This is a genomic window from Capnocytophaga gingivalis (genome assembly GCF_002302415.1).
GTDB lineage: Bacteria > Bacteroidota > Bacteroidia > Flavobacteriales > Flavobacteriaceae > Capnocytophaga > Capnocytophaga gingivalis.
Map to the genome: position 1 here is coordinate 2,750,550 of NZ_CP022386.1, position 21,305 is coordinate 2,771,854.

Below are 21,305 nucleotides of genomic sequence, written 5' to 3' on the forward strand. Positions count from 1 at the left end.
ATGAAAATAGAACGACTTCTCTTTGAGGATAAAAACATTATAAAGGATTTCTTTCCTTTGACTTTTACCCGTCCTTCGGCTGAGCTACGTGCAGGTATTTTAACTTTTGCCGAACGCTGGCAACGGCTCTTGGGGGTAACACAAATGTCTTACCTCTCTGCAGATTACCTGCGAGAGAAGTACCCTTATACAGGTGTGTCAGAAGAGGTTACCCTCTCTATTTATGCAAATTTCTTGCCTACTCCTCGACTTTTAGAGCAATTGCGCTCTCTCGAGGTAGGGGAGTCTATTACGTATCAAGGGAGGACGTTGGCTTTCGTGGGAAAAAGTATTACACTTTCATCCATACCTCCTATAGAGTGGGAAGAGCCATTGGTAGTTTTTGAAAAACCTACCGATCTTTTTACCTACAATGACAAGGCGATAGATTTTGATTTTGAGTTACTTACAAAGGGGCGTACCTCTGTACCGCTTTCGCCAACCAATGGCTTTTTGGGGGATAAGGCAGACCTCTTCATAGAAGAAGGGGCTAAGGTTGAGTTTGCTACCCTCAATTGTCAAAAAGGGAAAATCTACATAGGTAAGGACGCTGAAGTGATGGAGGGTAGTCACCTGCGTGGGCCTATCGCCCTTTGTGAGCACGCTACCGTGAATATGGGAGCTAAGCTCTATGGAGCTACCACCATAGGTCCTTATAGTAAGGTAGGGGGAGAGATTTCTAACTCCGTTATTTGGGGGTATTCTAACAAGGGACACGATGGCTTCTTAGGTAATTCCGTATTGGGGCAGTGGTGTAATCTCGGGGCGGATACCAATGTCTCCAACCTCAAAAATACTTATAATACCATACAGCTATGGGACTACCAGAAGGGAGATTATACTTCTTCAGGGTTGCAATTCTGTGGGGTACTGATGGGAGACCATTCGAAAACGGCTATCAATACCCAAATCAATAGTGGTACCACTGTAGGGGTGTTTGCTAACCTTTTCTCTGCTGGATTTCCAAGCAAATATATCCCCAACTTCGCTTGGGGAACTTCTGCTGATAAATATCGTTTGGACGAGGCTTTTGCCGTAGCAGAGCGTGTCATGGCTCGTAGAGGGATTGCTTTTGATGAGAAAGAACAGGATATACTCCAGTGGTTGTTTGATAACCAATAGCAAATATTTCTTTTATAGATTATATTTCCCCTTGTAGGTATGAAGGATATACTTACAAGGGGATTTTATTAGTATCCTATAGCTCCTCGAGTCATTATATATACCCAAAGCGCGATTTTGATAATGAAAATACTGATATATAATAAAGCATAAGTAAAGGGTGCTTTACTGGTAAAGTGCATAATAAGTGCTATAGGGATTGTCAGTAGCTCCAGAGCCTCTCCATACATAAAGTTCAACCACAAAATAGTATTTCCTAAGTAGTCAGAAAGTATCTTTCCTATAGTTGTTCTTCCCAAATCAAAAAGATATAATATAGAAAAGAGCAAGAAAAGGCTAAGCGATAATAGCTCTAAGATGTTTAGAAATGTAAAAAATCGCTTCATAACGTTAATGTTTGGAACAAGGGTGGGCTAAGTTTTTGTCTATAGGCAAGAATTGTTTATTATAAAATTTAGAGCCTATTATTTTACCACTACTGTTTTGATATTGGCAAACTCCCATACACCAAAGTAGGAGAGCTCACGGCCATAGCCTGAGTTCTTGATGCCGCCAAAGGGCAGATGCGGATCACTGATGAGCATTTCGTTGATATATACCGCACCTTCGTCAAAGCGAGAGGCTTGTGATTTTACAAAATCTACATTTTGGGAGAAAATGGCTACTCCTAAGCCAAAATCAGACTGGTTGCTCAGCGCAATGGCTTCGTCAAAATCTCGGAAAGTGGTGATAACCGCGACAGGGCCAAAGGTCTCTTCCTTGAATACTCGCATGGTAGGAGTCACGTCTGTAAGCACTGTAGGAGTGTAGAAAGCACCGGTACGCTTCCCTCCACAGCGTAGGGTAGCTCCCTCGGCGAGGCTCTGCTTGACCATTTCTTCTATTTCTATGGCCAAGTCCTCCCGTGCCATGGCGCCTATTTCCGTGGAGAGGTCGTATTTGTCTCCTTGTTTGAGGGCTTTTACTTTTTCGGTAAAGGCTTCTATAAAGGATTGGGCTATGGATTCTTGCACTAAGATACGCTTGCTGGCAATACAGCTTTGTCCGGCATTCTGCATACGGGCATTGACTGCTGTGGTAACGGCTTTTGTGAGATCTGCATCTTCACAAACGATAAAGGCGGCACTGCCTCCGAGTTCCAAAACAGATTTCTTGAGGTGCTTACCTGCACACTGGGCGACTGACCTACCCGCGGACTCACTTCCGGTGAGGGTAACACCCTTGATCGCAGGATGGGCGATGATGGCCTCCACATGTTGGCTGGGCAAAGGTAGGTTCTTATAAATAGGAAAACCTAAGGATTCATCATGGAAGATTTCTTCTAATAATGCCGCAGCGGTAGAAACATTGGAGGCATGCTTTACGGCCAATACATTTCCCAAGAGTAGGTTGGGAATAGCCACGCGAAATACTTGCCAAAAGGGGAAGTTCCAAGGCATGACTGCCAAGAGTACTCCTAAGGGGTCTAAGCGTACATAACTCTCGTGCCAGCTGCTTTGCAGGGGTTGGGGGCGGAGAAAGTCGTCTATGTGGCTCAGGTAATACTCACATAGCGTAGCACATTTCTTTACTTCAGCAACAGATTGTGCCAAAGGCTTATTCATATCGGTGGTAATGGCGCTGGCATACTGTTCTGTATGAGTGAGGAGCTTTTCCTTGATACGAGCGACAACCTCTTTTTTCCTAACTAAAGGAAGAACTTTCCAAGTGTGGTAAGCGCTTTCTAATTCGCTTACAGCAGTAAGGGCTTTATTTAACATCTTTTATAATTAAATGTGTTTAAACTTTTTTGAGAAACTTGGAGATAAACCCTAATAAGAGCATTTCAATCCAAGTTACATCAAGATACTTATATCTCATTATCAAACCTTTATATCCGTCAAGCCAACCATTGGCTTGTTCAATCTTAAACCTATTCTTGTACAATTCTTCATCAAAATAAACATCTGGTTGCTCTCCATTTCGGGGATTAGGTTTAATATTTGCTATAATTTCTTTGCTTTCTAAAAACTCTCTAAGAGATTTGCTATCAAATCCTACATCAGCATTGAGAAACAGATCTTTATGCTCTATTGCTGCTTCTTCTAACAAAGCTAAGATTTCTTTTAGTACTACTTCTTCTATTTCATATAAGTCATTCTGATTTCCTGCTTTAGGGCTTCCCATTGCTATCATTTGCCCTTTATTATCACACAAAAAAATGCTATTTGTGGTTACAACTTTTTCCTTGCTTGATAACCTGCTGACGCTCCTTTTTGGCGACAACGTGTATGACTACTATCTAATTGAATGCAAGATATATCTAACTTTCTTTTCTTCGTCCTTAATAGATTCAACCATACTCGCTAAAAGCTACCATCTTTACTCCATTTGTTGAAGTAGTAATAGACATTTTGCCAAGAGATTTCACCTTTTTCAAAATAACTCTCAATAGGAAGTTCTCTCCATTGTACTCCTGTTTTTAATCTCTTAAGAATCAAAAAACATTAAACCTAAATCAAAATTACTTTTAAATCCTCTTTTTCCTACACTTAAAAAGGGAATAATCCATTTATTTATTGTATCTTTGCCCAAAGTTCTTGAATTCTCTCAAACACAAAATTACTAATTTTCGAGAACTTTTACTTCTCTAAAAAAGTTTAAACAGCTTTGAGGTTAAAAACGAGCGCAAGATAGTGAAAATAATTGAAAGAAGCAAAAAAACTCCTACAGATTGTTCATTATAAATTTAGTAAAGTTAATATTTAGCTTCAGAGATTACAATACTTTCTCGGTGTTTTCCTATGTTTTCTAATTGAGAAAGAGTTGTTAGTAGGTTTTTGAGATGCTCAAGCAAGTTATGGATACCTTCCATAGAGTTTTGTAGGTGGTTATGCTCGTATTTTTGGGTATAAAAATCTTGTAGTAGTTGTTCGAGAGAAAAAGGCATATAGCCATTCCACTCCTGAAAATACTTGAAAAGCTCTTCTTTATCTTTATTGTGAATACAGAATAGAGAAGAGAGTAGTGTACCTGCTAATTCTTTAATTTTTTGATATACTTGCAAAAGGGATAGCAGTGAAGAGTAGTAAGAGGTAGAAAAATCGCAGGTATAAAGATATTTTAGTAGTTCTTGACAGAGGGTAAATATATTTTGTGCGATGGTATTGGGATGAGGTTGTGTGGTGATTTTGGTAATGATATATTTAGCTGCACGAGTGATAGCATCTAAATTTCTCAAGAAACCTTGAGTATAGGCACGTAATGATATATAAGCGTCCATTGATAAGGCAGGAGGTATATAATGAGTGTCTATACTAAAATCTTGTTTTTTTTCCTTAGTAAGGGCGCCTATAATTACACTAAAAGGATTTTGAAGAGCTTCGTCTTGTTTGTTGAGGATTCTCAATTGCAGGGGAGGTTGTGTATAGGGGAAGCGCAAGGGATATTCGTTAGGATTAGGAGTGCCAAAGTTTTCTCTTTGATAAGGAGCTATACTCAGTACTATATACCAAGAGTTATGGAATGGAGTTACTGAAATATGCTCGGTAGTACAAGATACTTTGGTGGTATTATTCTCATCAAAAAATAGGGCAAATGCCATAATATTTTTTTAAAATGATACGTGCATTATCTCCTATTGGTTGTATTTCGATATCGGAAGGAGATAGTAGGCTATTAGGGAGAGCCCCATAAAGATTATTGAAAGAAATAGAGGTTATTTTTGCTAATCTCTCTAAGAAGAAATTTTCGGTATCTATAAAGTGAGAGGCATTTATATTCATTCCTTTGACCCAATTTACAGAGAAGTGTTCAAAATTTTTCATATCTATTTTCAGTTTAAAATTATATATCCTTTGTTTAGGTAAGAGTTAAGAGTTAAAAGTTTGTTACCATTTGCCGATGCGTTCTCTTTCTAATTGTTGGCGGCGGGTAGCCTCGGGGGTGGGGATATAGCTTTTGTAGATCGGTTTAGGAAACCCCTCGGCTTTACGGCGCTGGAAATCTGCTTCGCGATAGGGATCAAAAGCGGTGCCAGGGGGTAGAGGACGGTTTTTATCCATATACCAGACTACAAAATCCCAAAAAGCATAGATATCAGAATGCGATAAGTGTCCGCCTTTTTTTCTATTTTTATGCAAAAAAACTAAATAAACATCAGGAGCGGCTCCCCCTCCCGCTGTGAATTTAACAATACCATCTCCTTCCTCAAAAGAGATAACCAAATTTTCTTTTTTAAAAGCACGAGGCATACTAATAGTTCCTTCTTCACGGTTTAAAATAAGTTCTTTATAAGGAGCAAATAAAGGGAAAGCCCCTGCTCCCACACAAATAATTATATAAATAATTATACTAACAATACGTTCTATTCCATTTTCTGTATTATAAAATACCCCTATAGGCATAAAAATAAAAGCAAAACAAAAACAGAAAATCCAACTAAATTCTCTTGGGAGACTTTTTTGTTCTCGATATACTTTATCATTAACTTCTACTACCATAGCATCTTTTAATTTATTCATATCAAAAGACTTTGGTTTTTCTTTTACGATTTTATCTAATGGAGTATCTACTCCTAATTCATTTGTTATTTTCTTAAAAATATTCATTATTGCCTTTGTTTAGGTAAGAGTTAAGAGGGTATTACCATTTGCCGATGCGTTCTCTTTCTAATTGTTGGCGGCGGGTAGCCTCGGGGGTGGGGATATAGCTTTTGTAGAGCGGTTTAGGAAACCCCTCGGCTTTACGGCGCTGGAAATCTGCTTCACGATAGGGATCAAAGGCAGTGCCAGGGGGTAGTGGGCGGTTTTTATCCATATACCAGACTACAAATTCCCAAAAAGCATAGATATCAGAATGCGATAAATGTCCGCCTTTTTTTCTATTTTTATGCAAAAAAACTAAATAAACATCAGGAGCGGCTCCCCCTCCCGCTGTGAATTTAACAATACCATCTCCTTCCTCAAAAGAGATAACCACATTTTCTTTTTTAAAAGCACGAGGCATACTAATAGTTCCTTCTTCACGGTTTAAAATAAGTTCTTTATAAGGAGCAAATAAAGGGAAAGCCCCTGCTCCCACACAAATAATTATATAAATAATTATACTAATGATATGTATAATAACATTTTCATTATTTAATAAAATTCCTATTAGTATAAAAGAGAATCCGATTGTAAAAATGATGAAAAAAATCCAACTAAATTCTCTTGGGAGGCTTTTTTGTTCTCGATATACTTTATCATTTACTTCTACTACCATAGCATCTTTTAATTTATCCATATCAAAAGACTTAGGTTTTTCTTTTATGATTTTATCTAATGGAGTATCTACTCCTAATTCATTTGTTATTTTCTTAAAAATATTCATTTTTCCAAGTTTTAGCGGGGATTTAGGTAAGAGTTAAGAGGTAAGAGGGTGTTACCATTTGCCGATGCGTTCTCTTTCTAATTGTTGGCGACGGGAGGCTTCGGGGGTGGGGATATAGCTTTTGGGTGGTGCTTCAAAAAGTATGATACAACTTTAGATGTACCCATAATTGATATAAAAGAAAGCTAAAGCAAAGGCGACACTATCCCTCAAAGTGTGTAAGTTTCCAAAATCAAGAGTTGTTTTTTAGCCTTTTTATTAAACTCTAATTCTAAATAAGGTATTTTATTAGGAATCTCTCCAAAAGAAAGTCTTTTATTGGAAAATGGAGATCCTAACACACAATTTTCTGTTGGGGACACTTGTGGATATTCTCCGATAATATCTAAGTCAATAGACTCTTCTATAATAAAGTATTTCATTTATTAATTCCTTTAAAATATTCGTTTAGGTTCATCCCTGAATTTTTGGCTTCTATAATTCTCTTTTTTAAATCAGGAATTAATTCTTCTTGTAAGAACTTATTAGCTTGTTCAGGAGTTAAACCTATTTTATTAAATCTATCTAATTGCGTTTTTACATATTTATCATAAGCTGGATGATTTCCATGCATACCTTTTCCGATAATTTTAGTATATTTTTCCAATCCTATACCATTCATTGTCAATTGTTAATGGTTAATTATTAATGACTAATGACGAATCCTCCTAAACTTTAGAAGAGATTCGTCATTTGTCTTTTATCATTTGTCATAGGCTGATCACTGTTCACTGACTACTGATCACTGACTACTGTTTAGGTAGTTCCTTATATCCCATGTTCCAGAGGGAGAAGGCTTGTTCATCAGCATATCCTTCGATCATCTTGCTTACAGGGGTACCAGCTCCATGTCCTGCATTGGTTTCTATACGAATAATGATAGGTACATTCTTGCAGGCTTGTTTTTTCTGTAATTGAGCAGCAAACTTGAAGCTGTGAGCTGGTACTACACGGTCATCATGGTCAGCTGTAGATACCATAGTAGCAGGATAGCATACTCCGTCTTTTACATTATGTATAGGAGAATAGCCTTTTAGGTATTGGAACATCTCCTTACTATCATCGGAAGTACCATAGTCATAAGCCCAACCTGCTCCTGCGGTGAACTTGTGGTAGCGAAGCATATCCATCACTCCTACATCGGGCAAGGCTACACGCATAAGGTCAGGACGCTGGGTCATCACCGCTCCTACCAAAAGACCTCCGTTGGAAGCTCCTTTGATAGCCAATTTCTCTTTGGAGGTGTATTTTTCTTTGATAAGGTATTCTGCGGCAGCGATAAAGTCGTCGAACACGTTTTGTTTTTGGAATTTAGTACCTGCATCGTGCCATTTTTTACCATATTCACCACCTCCACGGATGTTAGCAGTGGCATATACTCCTCCGTTGTTCATCCATATAGCAGTGCTTACCCCGAAGTAAGGATAAGTAATGGCATTGAATCCACCATATCCATAGAGTAGGGTAGGGGCTGTACCATCGAGCTTGGTCGTCTTCTTATAAGTGATAGTCATAGGCACTTTAGTACCATCCTTGGAAGTATAGAATACTTGTTTGGATTCGTATTCATCGGAGTTAAAGTTGATAGAAGGTTTCCAGTATTGGGTCGTTTCTCCGCTTTCTAAGTTGAGCTTGTAGATACTTGTAGGGGTACAAGTGTTGGTAAACCAGAAATAAGTATCTTTTTGGTTTTCTTTGGCAGAGAACCCTCCTGCTACTCCTATAGAAGGGAGCTTGATATCGCGGATGAACTTACCTGTGAAGTCATATTGTTTCACTTCAGTAAGGGCAGCTACGGTATATTTGGCAAGGATATAGCCACCAGCAGTGATCACATCCAATACGTTTTCGGTCTCAGGAATAAGGTCTTTCCAGTGATCAGGAGTAGGAGTTTTGATATCGGTGACTACCACTTTTCCGTTAGGCGCATTCAGGTTGGTGAAGAGGTAGAGCTTGTCTCCTTTTACATCAATCACAGAAGTGTCGGAAGAATAGTCGTTAAGGATAGTTACCAAAGGTGCTTTAGGATCTTTCAAGTCTTTGATAAAGAGCTTGTTGCCAGAGGTAGCATCTGCACCGAAGATAACAAGATATCTTTGATCATCGGTTACAAAAGCATCGGTATAGCGATTTTTTTCCTCAGGAGTTCCTCCGAAAATAAGCACATCTTCTTTTTGGGATGTACCTAACTTATGGTAGTATACCTTGTTTTGGTCTGTTTTTTCAGAAAGTTCACTACCTTTTGGTTTGTCATAAGAAGAGTAGTAAAAACCTTCGTTGCCACGCCAATTACCACCTCCAAATTTGACATCGACAATAGGGTCGCCTATTTGTTCTTTGGTCTTAGCATTGAGTACAATCGCCTTTTTCCAGTCGCTACCAGCCTCGGAGATTAGGTAGCATACCAGAGAACCATCTTTTGAAAAGTTGATTCCAGCCAAGGAAGTAGTTCCATCAGCTGCAAACTTGTTAGGGTCAAGGAAAACTTCTTCCTTACCCTCCTTGTCCTTACGGTAGAGGACGCTCTGATCTTGCAGACCATTGTTGCGGTAGTAGTAGGTATAGTCTCCTTCTACGAAGGGTGCTCCGGATTTTTCATAGTTCCAGAGTTTCTCCAATTGTTCCTTGATCGTCTTGCGATAAGGAATAGCATTGAGATAATCAGTAGTGAATTGGCTTTGTGCTTTCACCCATGCTTCTGTCTCGGCGCTTCTGTCGTCTTCAAGCCAGCGATAGGGATCCGCTACTTTTTCGCCAAAGTAGTCATCTTCTACAACTTGTTCTTTGGTCTGAGGGTAGGCAAAGTCTTTCATCTCTTCTGTTTGGGCAGGTTGGGTGTTGTTCTTACAAGCTGAAAGAGCAAGCAAGCAACCCATGGGAATAAAAAAATGTCTCATAGATGTAATAATTAAATTAACAGCTTTTAATGTTTCTGTTAAAACCGCTACAAATATACGACTTTTTTTGAAAAAACAAAAAAGGTTTTAGATTTTAGTTGTTGGGTTGTAGCATTCATCATTCATCATTGATCATTGATTGTTGATCATTATTCTCGTTTCTCCTCTCACTTCTCATGGGGTGTCTTCTTGACTTTGCCTCTTGGGGGATTGTACCTTTGCCCCAGAAATCTAATTTATACACCATCATGAGAGAACAAGCTATACAAATACTCTTGGAGATAGCCCAAGGAACTGCTCAAAAGCAAGGAGAAAAAACTGTTTATCCTACCATACGAGAGAGATTGGCTGCTATCAAGCTCTTGGCTACTATGGAGGGTTGGAACAGACCTCAGAAGAAAACAGCCGAAAAATCTCAACAAAAGATCAGTACTCCTCCTGCAGAGAAAGAGCTGATTTCTTCTGCTTCTAAGGAAGTAACTACTACCCCAAAGGTTTCAAGAAAAGAGGAACCAGTAGCGCAAAAACAAACACGCATTACAGAGGGTAAACAAGCGACTGAGACGAAGGAAAGTCCTAAGCCTAAGATAGTGCCGATACTTAGCCAAGTTGTCATAAAAGAAGATATACTATCCCCTCGTGATAGATTGCTTGATAGAGGGGGGAGGTTTCTACAAAAAAATACTTCCTTTCTCCCTATTCACCTTTCTAAAAAAGGGAATAAGCAAAAAGGAAGTATTCCAAAGATTATAGCTTGTGCCTCTTAGAGAGGGCAAGGTTATTTCTCGTTAGGCAGTTTTTTGTATCCCATATTCCAAAGGGCAAAGGCTTGCCAGTCGGCAGTTTGGTCTATGATCTTGCTTACAGGAGTACCAGCCCCATGACCTGCATTGGTTTCTATTCGTATAAATACGGGGTTCTTGCAGGATTGTTTGCTCTGCAATTGTGCGGCAAACTTGAAGCTGTGGGCAGGTACCACACGGTCATCATGGTCTCCAGTGAAGATAAGGGTAGCAGGATAGCAAGTACCTTCTTTTACATTGTGTATAGGGGAGTAGCCTTTGAGGTACTCGAACATCTCTTTGCTATCGTCGGAAGTACCATAGTCATAAGCCCAACCAGCACCTGAGGTGAACTTGTGGTAGCGGAGCATATCCATCACCCCTACATAGGGAAGGGCTACTCGTATCAGGTCTGGTCGCTGGGTCATTACGGCACCTATAAGCAGACCTCCATTGGAACCTCCTTTGATGGCGAGTTTTTCCTTGGAAGTATATTTGTTATCTATCAAGTACTCACAAGCGCCAATGAAGTCGTCAAATACATTTTGTTTTTGGAACTTGGTGCCCGCATCATGCCATTTCTTACCATATTCCCCACCACCACGGATGTTGGCTACTGCGAATACGCCACCATTGTTCATCCATATAGCATAGGTAACGGCAAACCATGGGGTGTAGCTGATATTGAATCCTCCATAGCCATAGAGGGTTGCAGGGGCAGTACCATCCAAGGGGGTGCCTTTTTTATAGGAGATAATCATAGGTACTTTGGTTCCATCCTTGGAGGTGTAGAATACTTGTTTGGATTCAAAATCATTGGGGTTGAAGTCCATTTTCGGAGCCCAATAGAGCTCGGTGTCTCCTTTTTCCAAGTGTAGTTTGTAGATACTGGAAGGAGTATAGAAGTTTTCAAAAGAGAAGTAGCTTTCATTTTCTTCTTCCTTAGCACTTTCCAAGGTTACAGTACCCAGAGCAGGAAGTTTTATCTCACGGATGAACTTCCCTTCGAAGTCGTATTGTTTTACCTCAGAAATGGCATCCTTCATATAGTGAGCCAAGATATATTTTCCAGCTATTACAGGGGTGATGACATTTTCTGTTTCAGGGATAAGGTCTTTCCAGTGTGCGGGAGTAGGGTCTTTCAGATCTGCCACCACGATTTTTCCATTAGGAGCATTTAGGTTGGTCTGGAAGTAGATTTTATCACCCTTGATGGCAAGAACAAAGGTATCAGAAGAATAGTCATTTAGGATATTTACTAAGGGACTATTAGGTTTTCTAAGATCTTTGATCCAAAGCTTACCTCCAGAGGTAGTTTCTTCTCCACGGATGATAAGGTAGTTTTCATCATTGGATACATAGCCTCCTACGAAGCGGTTTTTCTCCTCTGGTTTGCCTCCAAAGATGAGGGCATCTGAAGATTGTGGAGTGCCGAGCTTGTGGTAATAGAGCTTATTTTGGTCGGTTTTTTCGGAAAGCTCACTTCCTTTTGGCTTGTCATAACTACAATAGTAAAAGCCTTCGTTTTTGTACCAATAGCCTCCTGAGTATTTGATATTTACAATGGTATCGCCTACTTGTTCACGGGTTTGGGTATTCATGACAATAGCCTTGCGCCAGTCGCTTCCTCCTTCCGAGATAAGGTAGCATACAAGGGAACCATCTTTGGAAAAATTCACCTCTGCGAGCGAAGTAGTACCATCAGCAGCAAAGCCATTGGGGTCAAGGAAGAGTTCTTCTTTGCCATCTTTGCCTTTGCGGTAGAGGACATCTTGGTTCTGTAGTCCATTATTCTTATAATAATAAGTATACTCACCTACACGAAAGGGGGCGGTGAGCTGTTCATGATTCCATAGCTTTTCGGCCTGTGCTTTGATTTTGTCACGGAAGGGAATAGAATGTAGATACCCGAAGGTTACCGCATTCTGGGCTTTTACCCAAGCCTCGGTCTCAGCACTTTGGTCGTCCTCAAGCCAGCGATAGGGGTCTATGACCTTTTCTCCAAAATAGGTGTCTTCCACATTTTCCTTTTTGGTTTCAGGATAGGTTATCTGCTCCCATGCCTCTTGAGTGTTCTCCTCTTTTTGAACCTTGTCGTGACAGGCCGAAAGCACTAATACACAACTTAGGGGAATAAAGAATTGTCTCATATGTATAGTAAATTAATATTATTCTTTTTTCAAAGAAATAAAATTCCTCCACCTTTCTCTCTTGTATTCAAGTAAAGAAGAAAGGTCTTAAAAAACACAACAAATATACGTTTTTTTCCTATATGTATGAGAGAAAAAGAAATTTTTTTAGAACAGTGAGCAGTGAGCAGTGAGCAGAGGTCAGTGATCAGTGATCAGAGGTCAGAGAACAGTGCTCTGACATATCATTAATCATTGATCATTGAACATTGATCATTGCTTAGTGTTTTTCCTTATTCATATTTAGCCTTAGGAAGATAAACAGCAGCATGGTAAATCCCCACAGTCCAGAGCCTCCATAGCTGAAAAAGGGTAGGGGAATCCCTATGGTAGGCATGATTCCTATGACCATACTGATATTAATAAAGAAGTGAATGAAAAAGATAGCTGCTACACAATATCCGTAGATACGATAGAATTTGCATCTCTGGTTTTCAGCCAGATACCATATTCTTAGGCAGAGTATAGCAAAGAGTAGGGTCACAGTTGTGGTACCATAGAAGCCCCATTCCTCACCCAAGGTGGTGAAGATATAGTCGGTATGCTGTTCTGGAACAAAGTCCCCTTTGGTGAGGGTACCCTCCAAGAAGCCTTTTCCTGACAGTCCACCGGAAGAGATAGCCGATTCGGCTTGTAGGGTGTTGTAGGCCACAGTCTGGCGTAGGGTCTGGCTGTCAGTAATCTCATTCTCCAAGCGCAACCATAGGCTAAAGCGGTCTCGGTGGTGTTGTTTGAAGACATTGTAGAAGATAAAATTGGCTGAAAAGGAAGTCAGCACACATAGCAAGACCAATAAAGACACATTCTTATAGGGAATATGCCCCTTTTGTTTCTTTACCCAATATCCATATATACAGGTAAGTAACGAGAAAAAGGTAATTGTATTGCCCATGCCAAACTTGAGAGTGGATAGAAAAACACTCAGAAACAACAACATCAGAAAGACAAAGGACGAACTCATTCCCTCGCGGTTCAGGGCAAAGATAAAAGCCCCATAGACCAAGGTACTCCCAGGGTCTGGTTGTAAAATGATCAAAAAACAGGGAACTACAATGATTACTAGCACGTTAAGCAAATCCTTAAAACGACGAATATCCGTCTGGATATGGCTTAGCTGTTTGGCAAAGAGCAGTGCTGTAGCCGTCTTGGCAAACTCTGCCGGCTGGATCGTCACTGGCCCCAAAGCATACCACGCCTTGGCTCCATTGATCGTCTTCCCAAAGATGAGTACTCCTACCAAGAGCAGTATAGCAAAAATATAAAAAATCTCTGCCGAATTCTCATAGAATTGGGCTTCTATAGCCAAAATGAAGAGGATAAGCAACACACTGGTACAAACAAAAAATAGCTGCTTGCTCGCATGTTGCGAAAAATCCATCAGGTTGGTCGTATGTTCATTATAGCCTGTGGCATAGATACAGACCCATCCGATGGTCACCAAAGCAAAGTATAGTAAGACACTGATCCAGTCAAGATATTTGAGCATAATATTGTTTATTGGTTAATAGAAAAAGGTCGTCCTGAGTAGGGCTTAGCATATTCCTCTTCTAAGCTCTTCTCAATCATTCGTTTCTCGAGGTCTTTTCTTTTCACATTCTTAGTGAGGTATTTCTCTATCATAAGTGAGGCTATAGGTCCGGCAATACGGGCGCCGAAGTATCCGTTTTCTACCACTACGACGATAGCTATTTTAGGATCTTCTATAGGTGCCATAGCCATAAATATAGAGTGGTCTGTAAGCTGCATACGCTTGCCATTGACACGGATATAGTTCTCAGCTGTTCCTGTCTTGGCAGCCACATTCACACTATCTATCTGAGTGCCTCGGGAGGTACCTCCTGTGTAGGAAAGATTCATCCCCTTGATGATAGGGTCGAAGTATTGGGGAGCCACACGGGTATGCTTCACTTCTGTATATTGGGTGAAGGGGGTGGTTTTCCCATCTATCTTTCGGACAATGTGAGGGGTGTAGTAGTCCCCCTTGTTGGCAATAGCCGATAAGGCATTGGCCAGCTGTAGCGGAGTGACTAAGACTTCTCCTTGTCCTATCCCGTTGGAGATATTGGTGGTGGCGCGCCATCCATTCTCTCCATAGTGACGATTGTAGAAGGCAGCATCTGGGATATATCCCTTACGCCCTATAGGGAAGTCACTGCCTAAATATTCCCCAAAGCCGAAACTCCTTAGGTCATTCCCCCATGCGGTAATCCCTTGTGCTGGGGTGGGGTATTTCTCTATGATTTTCCGATATTCGTGTGCAAAATAGGCGTTGCAAGAGGTGGCAATAGCATGTAGCATATCCAGTGGCGAGGCATGAGCGTGGCACTTCATTACTCGGTTCCCGTAGTGATAACCACCATTACAAGAGACTACTGATTGTGGGGTCATCACCCCTTCTTGTAAGCCTAAAAGGGCAGTGAAGGGCTTGAAGGTTGACCCCGGAGGATATTCCGCCAAAAGGGCTCTGTCAAAAAGAGGCTTGGCTATGGAGTCATTGTATAGTAGGGTGTAGTTCTGTGAACGCTTGCGCCCCACCAGTAGGTTGGGATCATACGAAGGAGCGGAGACAAGCGCTAAGATCTCGCCACTCTTGGGCTCTATAGCGACGATACTCCCTCGCTTACACTGCATGAGGATCTCTCCATAGCTTTGTAGATCGTTGTCTATGGTCAGTTCTAAGGATTTTCCCGCTACAGGAAGGGTGTCATAAGCCCCGTTCTTATAGGAGCCTATCACACGGTTGAACTTGTCTTTCTGTAGGTAGCGAACCCCTTTTTTCCCTCTTAGGAAATCCTCATATTGTTTTTCTACTCCTTGCCGACCGATGATCTCTCCAGCTAAGTAATAGGGGTTATTCTTGAGCTCCCAATCATTGACCTCACTGATATATCCCAATACGTTGGCACCACTATAGGTCTCATAGTGCCTGAGCAAGCGTTTTTGTACAAAAAAACCACTGAACTTTCTCAGCTTCTCTTGTAGGGGAGCATATTCTTCCTTGGAGAGTTGGCTCACAAAAACTGAAGGCTTGCGGTAGGAATATTTCTTTGCTTTGTCAAGCTCTTCCCTAAAACGTACAATATCAATACCTACAAGGTTACAGAACTCCAAGGTGTCTAAGGGTTTTACTTCTCTGGGAATGACCATGATATCATAGGCAGATTGGTTGGTCACCAGTAGCTTGCCATTGCGATCGTATATGTAACCACGCTCGGGATAGTCATAGGACACTTCGATGGCTACATCACTGGCTATGCTATCCTTACGGGATTCTTTTTCAAGCACTTGCAAATAAAAAAGTCGAGCTAATATAGAGAGGGTTCCCACACAAATAACAAATGGGAGAAATATCTTTTTCATCTTATCTAAGGGTGCTAATTCAGCGTGGCAAAAATAAGCATTATATCTGAAAGCTACAATATAAAAAAACGGTAAATTATAGGAAGGCTCTTCACATTTCCTTGATAAGAAAAAAAGAAAGTGTTTTTTTCTGTCTATTTATGTAAAAAAATAGAAGATATAGGTAAAAATCTATCAATCGGATAGTTGAAGTAAAATATTTTTCTAAATTCGTTACAAAATACAAAGAACGAAATAGGGAAAAATACCTCTTTTTTTAACTTTTTATGAGGCCATTTATAAAATAATAACCCATTAGGTAGATGGAATAAAAAAGAATACAAAATAATACATTGATATAATCTTTTTGCAAAAATGATAAAGAATTGTTATATAACCGTTTTATATACGACAAAATTAAGATAATCTTTTCCTTCTACTATTTGTAAATTATTATGGATTATTTTTTTTAAATAGTTATATTTAGTTAAATATAATTTTAACTTTATTTTTATTTCATTGATAATCAATTTTACTATATTTGAACATTGTATAATAAAAGACTATAAGGGATTTTAATAGATTGTGAATTAAAATAAAAAACGTATTTTTGCAAAAAAATAAAGATACCTACAGATTCTATACTATTTTACTCTAATGCAAGAAGAACAATTTTTTTAACTGAACAATTATAGAGACTAAAACGTAATGTAGAAATTTAATAACTAATTAGCATGAAACTGATTTTACCAAGAGCAAAAAAAGCTTTACTCTTTACTTGTTTTTCTACCTTTCTTTTTGCACAACAAACGGGTAAGAAAGATTACAAAAACACTTTGATGGGGAATGTCAAGAGTGTACGTATCACCACTTATGTAGCCTTAGACAAAGGAGGTGGAAAGTTTGGAAAGGGAAGTGTGGCCAAAGGAATGGACAACTTTCTGATTTCCTATGACAAAAAAGGAAATGTAACCGATAGGGTAGCTTATTACACCAATGGAAAGGTGTGGTATACCAAAAAGTATGTATATGAAGGGAGTGATATCCCTAAGGAGGTGCCTGAGAAAATGGTGGTACAGCCTAAGGAAAAGGTAGCCTTAGAAAAAACAGAAGAGGGATTCCGTGGTAAGGTTGTTTACCGATACGACAAAAAAGGACAGAAAACTGAAGAATCTTCTTTTGACTCTAAAGGGACACTCCTCTGGCGCTATGTATACCGTTATAACAATAAGGGTCATCTCTTGGAAAAAGATAACTTCGATACACAGGCCAACTTGATTTCTCGTGAATCTTATCGCTATGATACCAATGAAAAAGTCTTGGAAAAAACCATTACTATGAATAACCAAACTGCTTATAAGTGTGTATGGCAGTATGATGACAAGGGGAAAGTTGTTGAAAAGGAGGAATATTTTACTGAACTAATCACTCCTGAAAAACTAGATAAGCTCGTCATTGATGAGATCAATACTCAGGGGGTACTCTGGAAAAAGATAAAATATTCTTACGATAACAAGGGAAATCGTGTAGAAGTGAATGTCTATGACGCTCAGAAAAAGGAAGCTCCTAAGTATGCCGGAGGTGCACAACAGCCTAAAAAAGAGCAACCTAAACAACCTTCTTATGATGAGCTACCCAATCCTAAGCTCCTTTATACCGACGAACATGACAACTTGGGCAATCTTTGGAAAAAGGATACTTATGTGTATGATGACAAAGGTCAGATCATTGAGGTGAAAAGTGTCGATAATGAAGGGAAACCGCTCTTCCGCTACACTTATTAAGTACGATACTAAGGGCAGAGAAATAGAGCGTATCAATTATGACAAGAGTAATGAGATGATTCAAAAGACTACTCATTTGTATGACCTCAAAGGTCACCTCTTGGAACGTGCTGAATATGACGCTTATGGGGAACTGATCCAGCGCAATACTTATAAGTACAATGACAAAGACCAGATCATAGAACAGCAAGGACACAATACCAATGGTTCACTGGCTTTCCTTATTAAGTTCTCTTACAATCACTTGGGCGAATGTGTAGAATCTGTAACCACCAACCCTAAAGGGGAACAGACTTCCAAACTGGTTCAGGAATACGAATTGGATGACCATAACAATTGGATAAAACTTACTCAATATGCTGAGGGTAAGGCTACTTATATCACAGAACGTACTATAGAATATTATCCATAAAATTGATTTTTGTACACAAATTAAGGTCAAAAATCATAGACTTTCGAAAGACTACTTTTTTTAAAGTAGTCTTTTTTATGTTAAATAAATGTTATTCTTATGTTTTCACTAAATAATTTTATACTTTTGTACCTCGGAAATAAGTAAATATATTATAAGATGAAACAGTCGCTCCTCTCTATTGCTGGGTTGGTGTGTTGTGCTGCTTTTGCACAAAGCACCGGAAAAGAAAATTATAAGAAATCTCTCAATGGACCTGTAAGTAGTATCCGTGTGATTACTTACAAGGCTTTGGATAAGGGAGGTGGAAATTATGGCAAAGGAGAAATAGAAAAAGGAATGGAAAATTTTCTGATCTCCTATGACAAAAAAGGAAATATGACCGAGAAAATCGCCTATTATCCTAATGGAAGTGTGTGGTGGACAGCAAGCTATATATACGAAGGGAGTGATGTGAAAAAAGTAGCTCCTGTAAAAAAGGAAATTAAAAAAGTAGCTCCATTAGAGAAAGGAGAAGAGGGTTTCAAAGGGAAAGTAGTCTATCGCTATGACAAGAAAGGTCAAAAAACTGAAGAAGCTTCCTATGATGATAAGCAAATGCTCCTCTGGCGCTATGTATATCGCTATGATAACAGGGGCAACCAGTTAGAGCGTGATAGCTTCGATGCTCAGGGAACACTCATCAGTAGAGAATCTTGTCGCTATGATACCGCCAATCATATGGTGGAAAAAACAATTACAGTCAAAAACCAAACAGCTTATCAGGTCAAGTGGGAGTATGATGACAAAGGAAAAGTTGCTAAAAAGGAAGAGTTCTTTACCGAACATATCACACCTGAAAAAATCAATAGCCTCATAGAGGATGAGCTACGTATCAAAGGGGTACTCTGGAAAAAGTTCGTCTATACCTATGATAACAAAGGAAATAGAACAGAGGTTAATGTATATGATGCCAAGGCAAGTGAGCATCCTACTAAGAATCCTTCGGCTGGTACTGAAAAACCTAAAGAAGAGGAACCTAAAAAACTCTCTTATGATGAGATTCCTGACCCTAAGCTCTTCTTTGTAGAAGAGTATAATAATGCAGGAGTACTCTGGAAAAAGGATGTGTATGTTTATGATGATAATCGCAAAATCACTCAGGTGAAAAGCATGGACAACAAGGACAAACCTCAGTTTAACTATGTGTATACCTATGATGAGAATGGCAATGAAACCTCTCGTACTACCCTTGATAAGAATGACAAACAAGTACAGAAGATCTCCTATACCTATGATACCAAAGGAAATGTGACTGAAATGGTAGAGCATGATGCACAAGGGGCACCCGCTCAGAAGGAAACTTATAAATATAATGAAAAAAATCAAAAGGTAGAGCAACAGGGGTACAACTTCAATGGAAGCTTAGCGTATACTTTTAAATATTTCTATAATCCTAAGGGAGAACTTATCGAGACCCGTACTTTCAATCCACAGGGGGATCTTACCTCCAAGCTCACCCAGCATTTCAAAACGGATGCTTACAAAAATTGGATAGAGCGTATCCAATATACTGATGGTAAAGGATCTTATATCACAGAACGTACCATAGAATATCACAAGCCACAGGAGTAATTAAAACGGTTATAGTTGTTTATTTTTATACAAGAGACTATCCTAATAGGGGTAGTCTTTCTCTTTTGAGATTAAGATAAAGATAATTTCGTTTTTTTGTTGATTTTACTCTATTTTTTACTATCTTTGTACGATTGTATTGGGCTATATAAGTTGCTCTAAATGATTCTTATGCAAGAAAAATTATTATAAAAGATGAAAAAAATAAAATTTCCGACACCCTACACTGTCCTTGTGATAGTTATGATTTTTGCTGCAACCCTCACTTGGCTCTTACCCTCAGGTGGGTATGATACACTTTGGTATGATAAGGGTAAAGATGTTTTTGTGATTCAAAGTGTAGATAAGACTCAGGAAGTACCCGCTACTCAAGAGGCGCTTACCAGTCGCAATATCTCCATTACTCTTGACAAGTTCAAAGAACAGAAGATCAAGAACCCAATCTCTATTCCTAATACCTACCAAGAGCGCAAAGCAACTCCACAAGGAATCACAGAGGTACTCTTTGCACCTATCAAGGGAATATATGAAGCGGTGAGCTTGATTCTCTTTGTACTCTTTATAGGGGGCTTTATAGGAGTATTCAATAGCTCAGGGGCGCTCAATGAGGGGGTGGGCTATCTGGCACATCGCTTCAGAGGGAAGGAGGGAATTCTCATTATCGTGCTCTCTACCCTGATGGCGCTGGGGGGGACTACCTTCGGCTTGGCAGAAGAAACGCTGGCTTTCTACCCTATGTTGGTGCCTATTTTCTTAGCAGCTGGCTATGATCTGTTGGTGCCTTTGGCGGTAATTTTTGTAAGTGCCAATGTGGGGTCTTTGGCATCTACAGCCAATCCTTTTGCGGTGATTATCGCTTCGGATGCTGCGGGAGTCGATTGGACTTCTGGACTTACCATACGTGCTGTGGCTTTGGTACTTTGTTTGGTCATTAGTATTGTTTACATCATTCGCTATGCGGAAAAAGTAAAGAAGAATCCTGAAAAATCGTTGGTATATGGAACTGCTGTACCTGAAATATATGCCTCCAATACACCGGAAACAACCCATAGTTTGAAATTTTCTACCAAGATACAGTTATTTATCTTTGCACTTACCTTTGTAGTAATGATTGTAGGAGTTTCCCAGTGGGGGTGGTGGTTTCAGGAGATGACGGGCTTATTCTTGGTAGCAGCTATCGTGATAGCAATTCTTCAGCGTACAGGCGAGGAGAAGTTCATAGAGCATTTCCTCATAGGTGCCAGAGATCTTTTGGGAGTAGCCTTTATCATAGGTATAGCCAGAGGGGTTTCTTTTATCCTGAACGAAGGACAGATATCAGGTACTATACTCTACTATGCGACAGAGCTGGTACAGGGGATGTCTCCTATGCTTTTCTTACCTATACTGATGCTTATTTTTGGGGTATTGAGTTTATTTATCGCTTCCAGTTCCGGTATGGCTGTGCTCACTATGCCTATTATGGGGGCTTTGGCAACAGTTGTAGGGGTAGAGGGGGACAATGTGGTGACCGCTTACCTCTTCGGTATGGGAATGATGGCGCTGATCACTCCTACAGGGATGACACTTCCTTCGCTGACTATGGTCAATGTCAATTATAACCAATGGCTTCGATTTGCTTGGCCTTTGATGGTTATTTATGCCGTTGTCCTTACCCTTCTGCTATGGATAGATAGTGGACAGTTATAGAAGGATATTTCTAAAATAAATATACTATAGAAAAGAGGAGATAAGCTCTT

20 protein-coding genes are annotated in these 21,305 nt (G+C 39.7%); 6 read left to right on the forward strand and 14 right to left on the reverse strand.

The window, feature by feature from the left end; translation table 11 throughout:
- A complete protein-coding gene (locus CGC50_RS13215; RefSeq protein WP_095911179.1) occupies positions 1–1,161 on the forward strand; it encodes a GlmU family protein in 1,161 nt (386 codons plus the stop codon).
- Between the two features lie 68 nt (positions 1,162–1,229).
- Here CGC50_RS13215 and CGC50_RS13220 read toward each other — a convergent pair whose 3' ends face one another.
- The 11 genes from CGC50_RS13220 to CGC50_RS13265 form a co-directional block, all read right to left on the reverse strand.
- A complete protein-coding gene (locus CGC50_RS13220) occupies positions 1,230–1,547 on the reverse strand; it encodes a hypothetical protein (protein WP_095911180.1) in 318 nt (105 codons plus the stop codon).
- Positions 1,548–1,625: 78 nt separating this feature from the next.
- Positions 1,626–2,921 (reverse strand): NAD-dependent succinate-semialdehyde dehydrogenase, encoded by a 1,296-nt coding sequence (locus tag CGC50_RS13225; RefSeq protein WP_095911181.1) that lies wholly within the window; start codon positions 2,919–2,921, stop codon positions 1,626–1,628.
- Between the two features lie 19 nt (positions 2,922–2,940).
- Positions 2,941–3,426, reverse strand: coding sequence for a transposase (locus CGC50_RS14220; RefSeq protein ID WP_317045628.1), 486 nt, complete (start codon positions 3,424–3,426; stop codon positions 2,941–2,943).
- An 80-nt stretch (positions 3,427–3,506) separates the two neighbouring features.
- Positions 3,507–3,641 carry a transposase gene (locus CGC50_RS14225; protein WP_232781148.1) on the reverse strand — a complete coding sequence of 45 codons (135 nt, stop codon included), beginning with the start codon at positions 3,639–3,641 and terminating at the stop codon, positions 3,507–3,509.
- Between the two features lie 257 nt (positions 3,642–3,898).
- Entirely contained in the window at positions 3,899–4,744 is an 846-nt protein-coding gene (locus CGC50_RS13235) for a hypothetical protein (RefSeq protein WP_095911182.1), read from the reverse strand.
- Positions 4,722–4,967, reverse strand: a complete 246-nt coding sequence (locus CGC50_RS13240) for a hypothetical protein (protein ID WP_095911183.1) — start codon at positions 4,965–4,967, stop codon at positions 4,722–4,724. The genes CGC50_RS13235 and CGC50_RS13240 overlap by 23 nt, the downstream gene beginning before the upstream one ends.
- Before the next feature lie 63 nt (positions 4,968–5,030).
- Complete coding sequence (locus CGC50_RS13245; protein ID WP_095911184.1) at positions 5,031–5,750, reverse strand: hypothetical protein; 720 nt, start codon at positions 5,748–5,750, stop codon at positions 5,031–5,033.
- Between the two features lie 34 nt (positions 5,751–5,784).
- Positions 5,785–6,510, reverse strand: coding sequence for a hypothetical protein (locus CGC50_RS13250; protein WP_095911185.1), 726 nt, complete (start codon positions 6,508–6,510; stop codon positions 5,785–5,787).
- 209 nt (positions 6,511–6,719) lie between these two features.
- Positions 6,720–6,932, reverse strand: coding sequence for a hypothetical protein (locus CGC50_RS13255; protein WP_095911186.1), 213 nt, complete (start codon positions 6,930–6,932; stop codon positions 6,720–6,722).
- On the reverse strand, positions 6,929–7,171 hold the full coding sequence (locus CGC50_RS13260) for a hypothetical protein (RefSeq protein ID WP_095911187.1): 243 nt from the start codon (positions 7,169–7,171) through the stop codon (positions 6,929–6,931). The genes CGC50_RS13255 and CGC50_RS13260 overlap by 4 nt, the downstream gene beginning before the upstream one ends.
- Positions 7,172–7,298: 127 nt before the next feature.
- On the reverse strand, positions 7,299–9,446 hold the full coding sequence (locus tag CGC50_RS13265; RefSeq protein ID WP_095911188.1) for a prolyl oligopeptidase family serine peptidase: 2,148 nt from the start codon (positions 9,444–9,446) through the stop codon (positions 7,299–7,301).
- Between the two features lie 248 nt (positions 9,447–9,694).
- Between CGC50_RS13265 and CGC50_RS13270 the strand changes: the two genes are divergently transcribed.
- Complete coding sequence (locus tag CGC50_RS13270; RefSeq protein WP_095911189.1) at positions 9,695–10,213, forward strand: hypothetical protein; 519 nt, start codon at positions 9,695–9,697, stop codon at positions 10,211–10,213.
- 11 nt (positions 10,214–10,224) lie between these two features.
- Here CGC50_RS13270 and CGC50_RS13275 read toward each other — a convergent pair whose 3' ends face one another.
- The 3 genes from CGC50_RS13275 to mrdA form a co-directional block, all read right to left on the reverse strand.
- Positions 10,225–12,378: a prolyl oligopeptidase family serine peptidase gene (locus CGC50_RS13275; protein WP_095911190.1), complete on the reverse strand. Its 2,154-nt coding sequence runs from the start codon at positions 12,376–12,378 to the stop codon at positions 10,225–10,227.
- A gap of 259 nt (positions 12,379–12,637) precedes the next feature.
- Positions 12,638–13,903, reverse strand: coding sequence for a rod shape-determining protein RodA (gene rodA / locus CGC50_RS13280; protein WP_095911191.1), 1,266 nt, complete (start codon positions 13,901–13,903; stop codon positions 12,638–12,640).
- Between the two features lie 8 nt (positions 13,904–13,911).
- Complete coding sequence (mrdA, locus tag CGC50_RS13285) at positions 13,912–15,777, reverse strand: penicillin-binding protein 2 (RefSeq protein ID WP_095911192.1); 1,866 nt, start codon at positions 15,775–15,777, stop codon at positions 13,912–13,914.
- Between the two features lie 713 nt (positions 15,778–16,490).
- Here mrdA and CGC50_RS13290 point away from each other — a divergent pair.
- The 4 genes from CGC50_RS13290 to CGC50_RS13300 all read left to right on the forward strand — a co-directional run bounded on the left by CGC50_RS13290 (position 16,491) and on the right by CGC50_RS13300 (position 21,255).
- The gene (locus CGC50_RS13290) at positions 16,491–17,540 is read left to right on the forward strand and encodes a sugar-binding protein (protein WP_232781149.1); all 1,050 of its coding nucleotides are present in this window, start codon (positions 16,491–16,493) and stop codon (positions 17,538–17,540) included.
- On the forward strand, positions 17,506–17,952 hold the full coding sequence (locus tag CGC50_RS14230) for a hypothetical protein (RefSeq protein ID WP_232781150.1): 447 nt from the start codon (positions 17,506–17,508) through the stop codon (positions 17,950–17,952). Before CGC50_RS13290 ends, CGC50_RS14230 begins: the two co-directional genes overlap by 35 nt.
- 159 nt (positions 17,953–18,111) lie before the next feature.
- Positions 18,112–19,566, forward strand: a complete 1,455-nt coding sequence (locus CGC50_RS13295; protein WP_095911193.1) for a sugar-binding protein — start codon at positions 18,112–18,114, stop codon at positions 19,564–19,566.
- 195 nt (positions 19,567–19,761) lie between these two features.
- Positions 19,762–21,255 carry a YfcC family protein gene (locus tag CGC50_RS13300; protein ID WP_095911194.1) on the forward strand — a complete coding sequence of 498 codons (1,494 nt, stop codon included), beginning with the start codon at positions 19,762–19,764 and terminating at the stop codon, positions 21,253–21,255.
- The last annotated feature ends 50 nt before the right edge of the window (positions 21,256–21,305 follow it).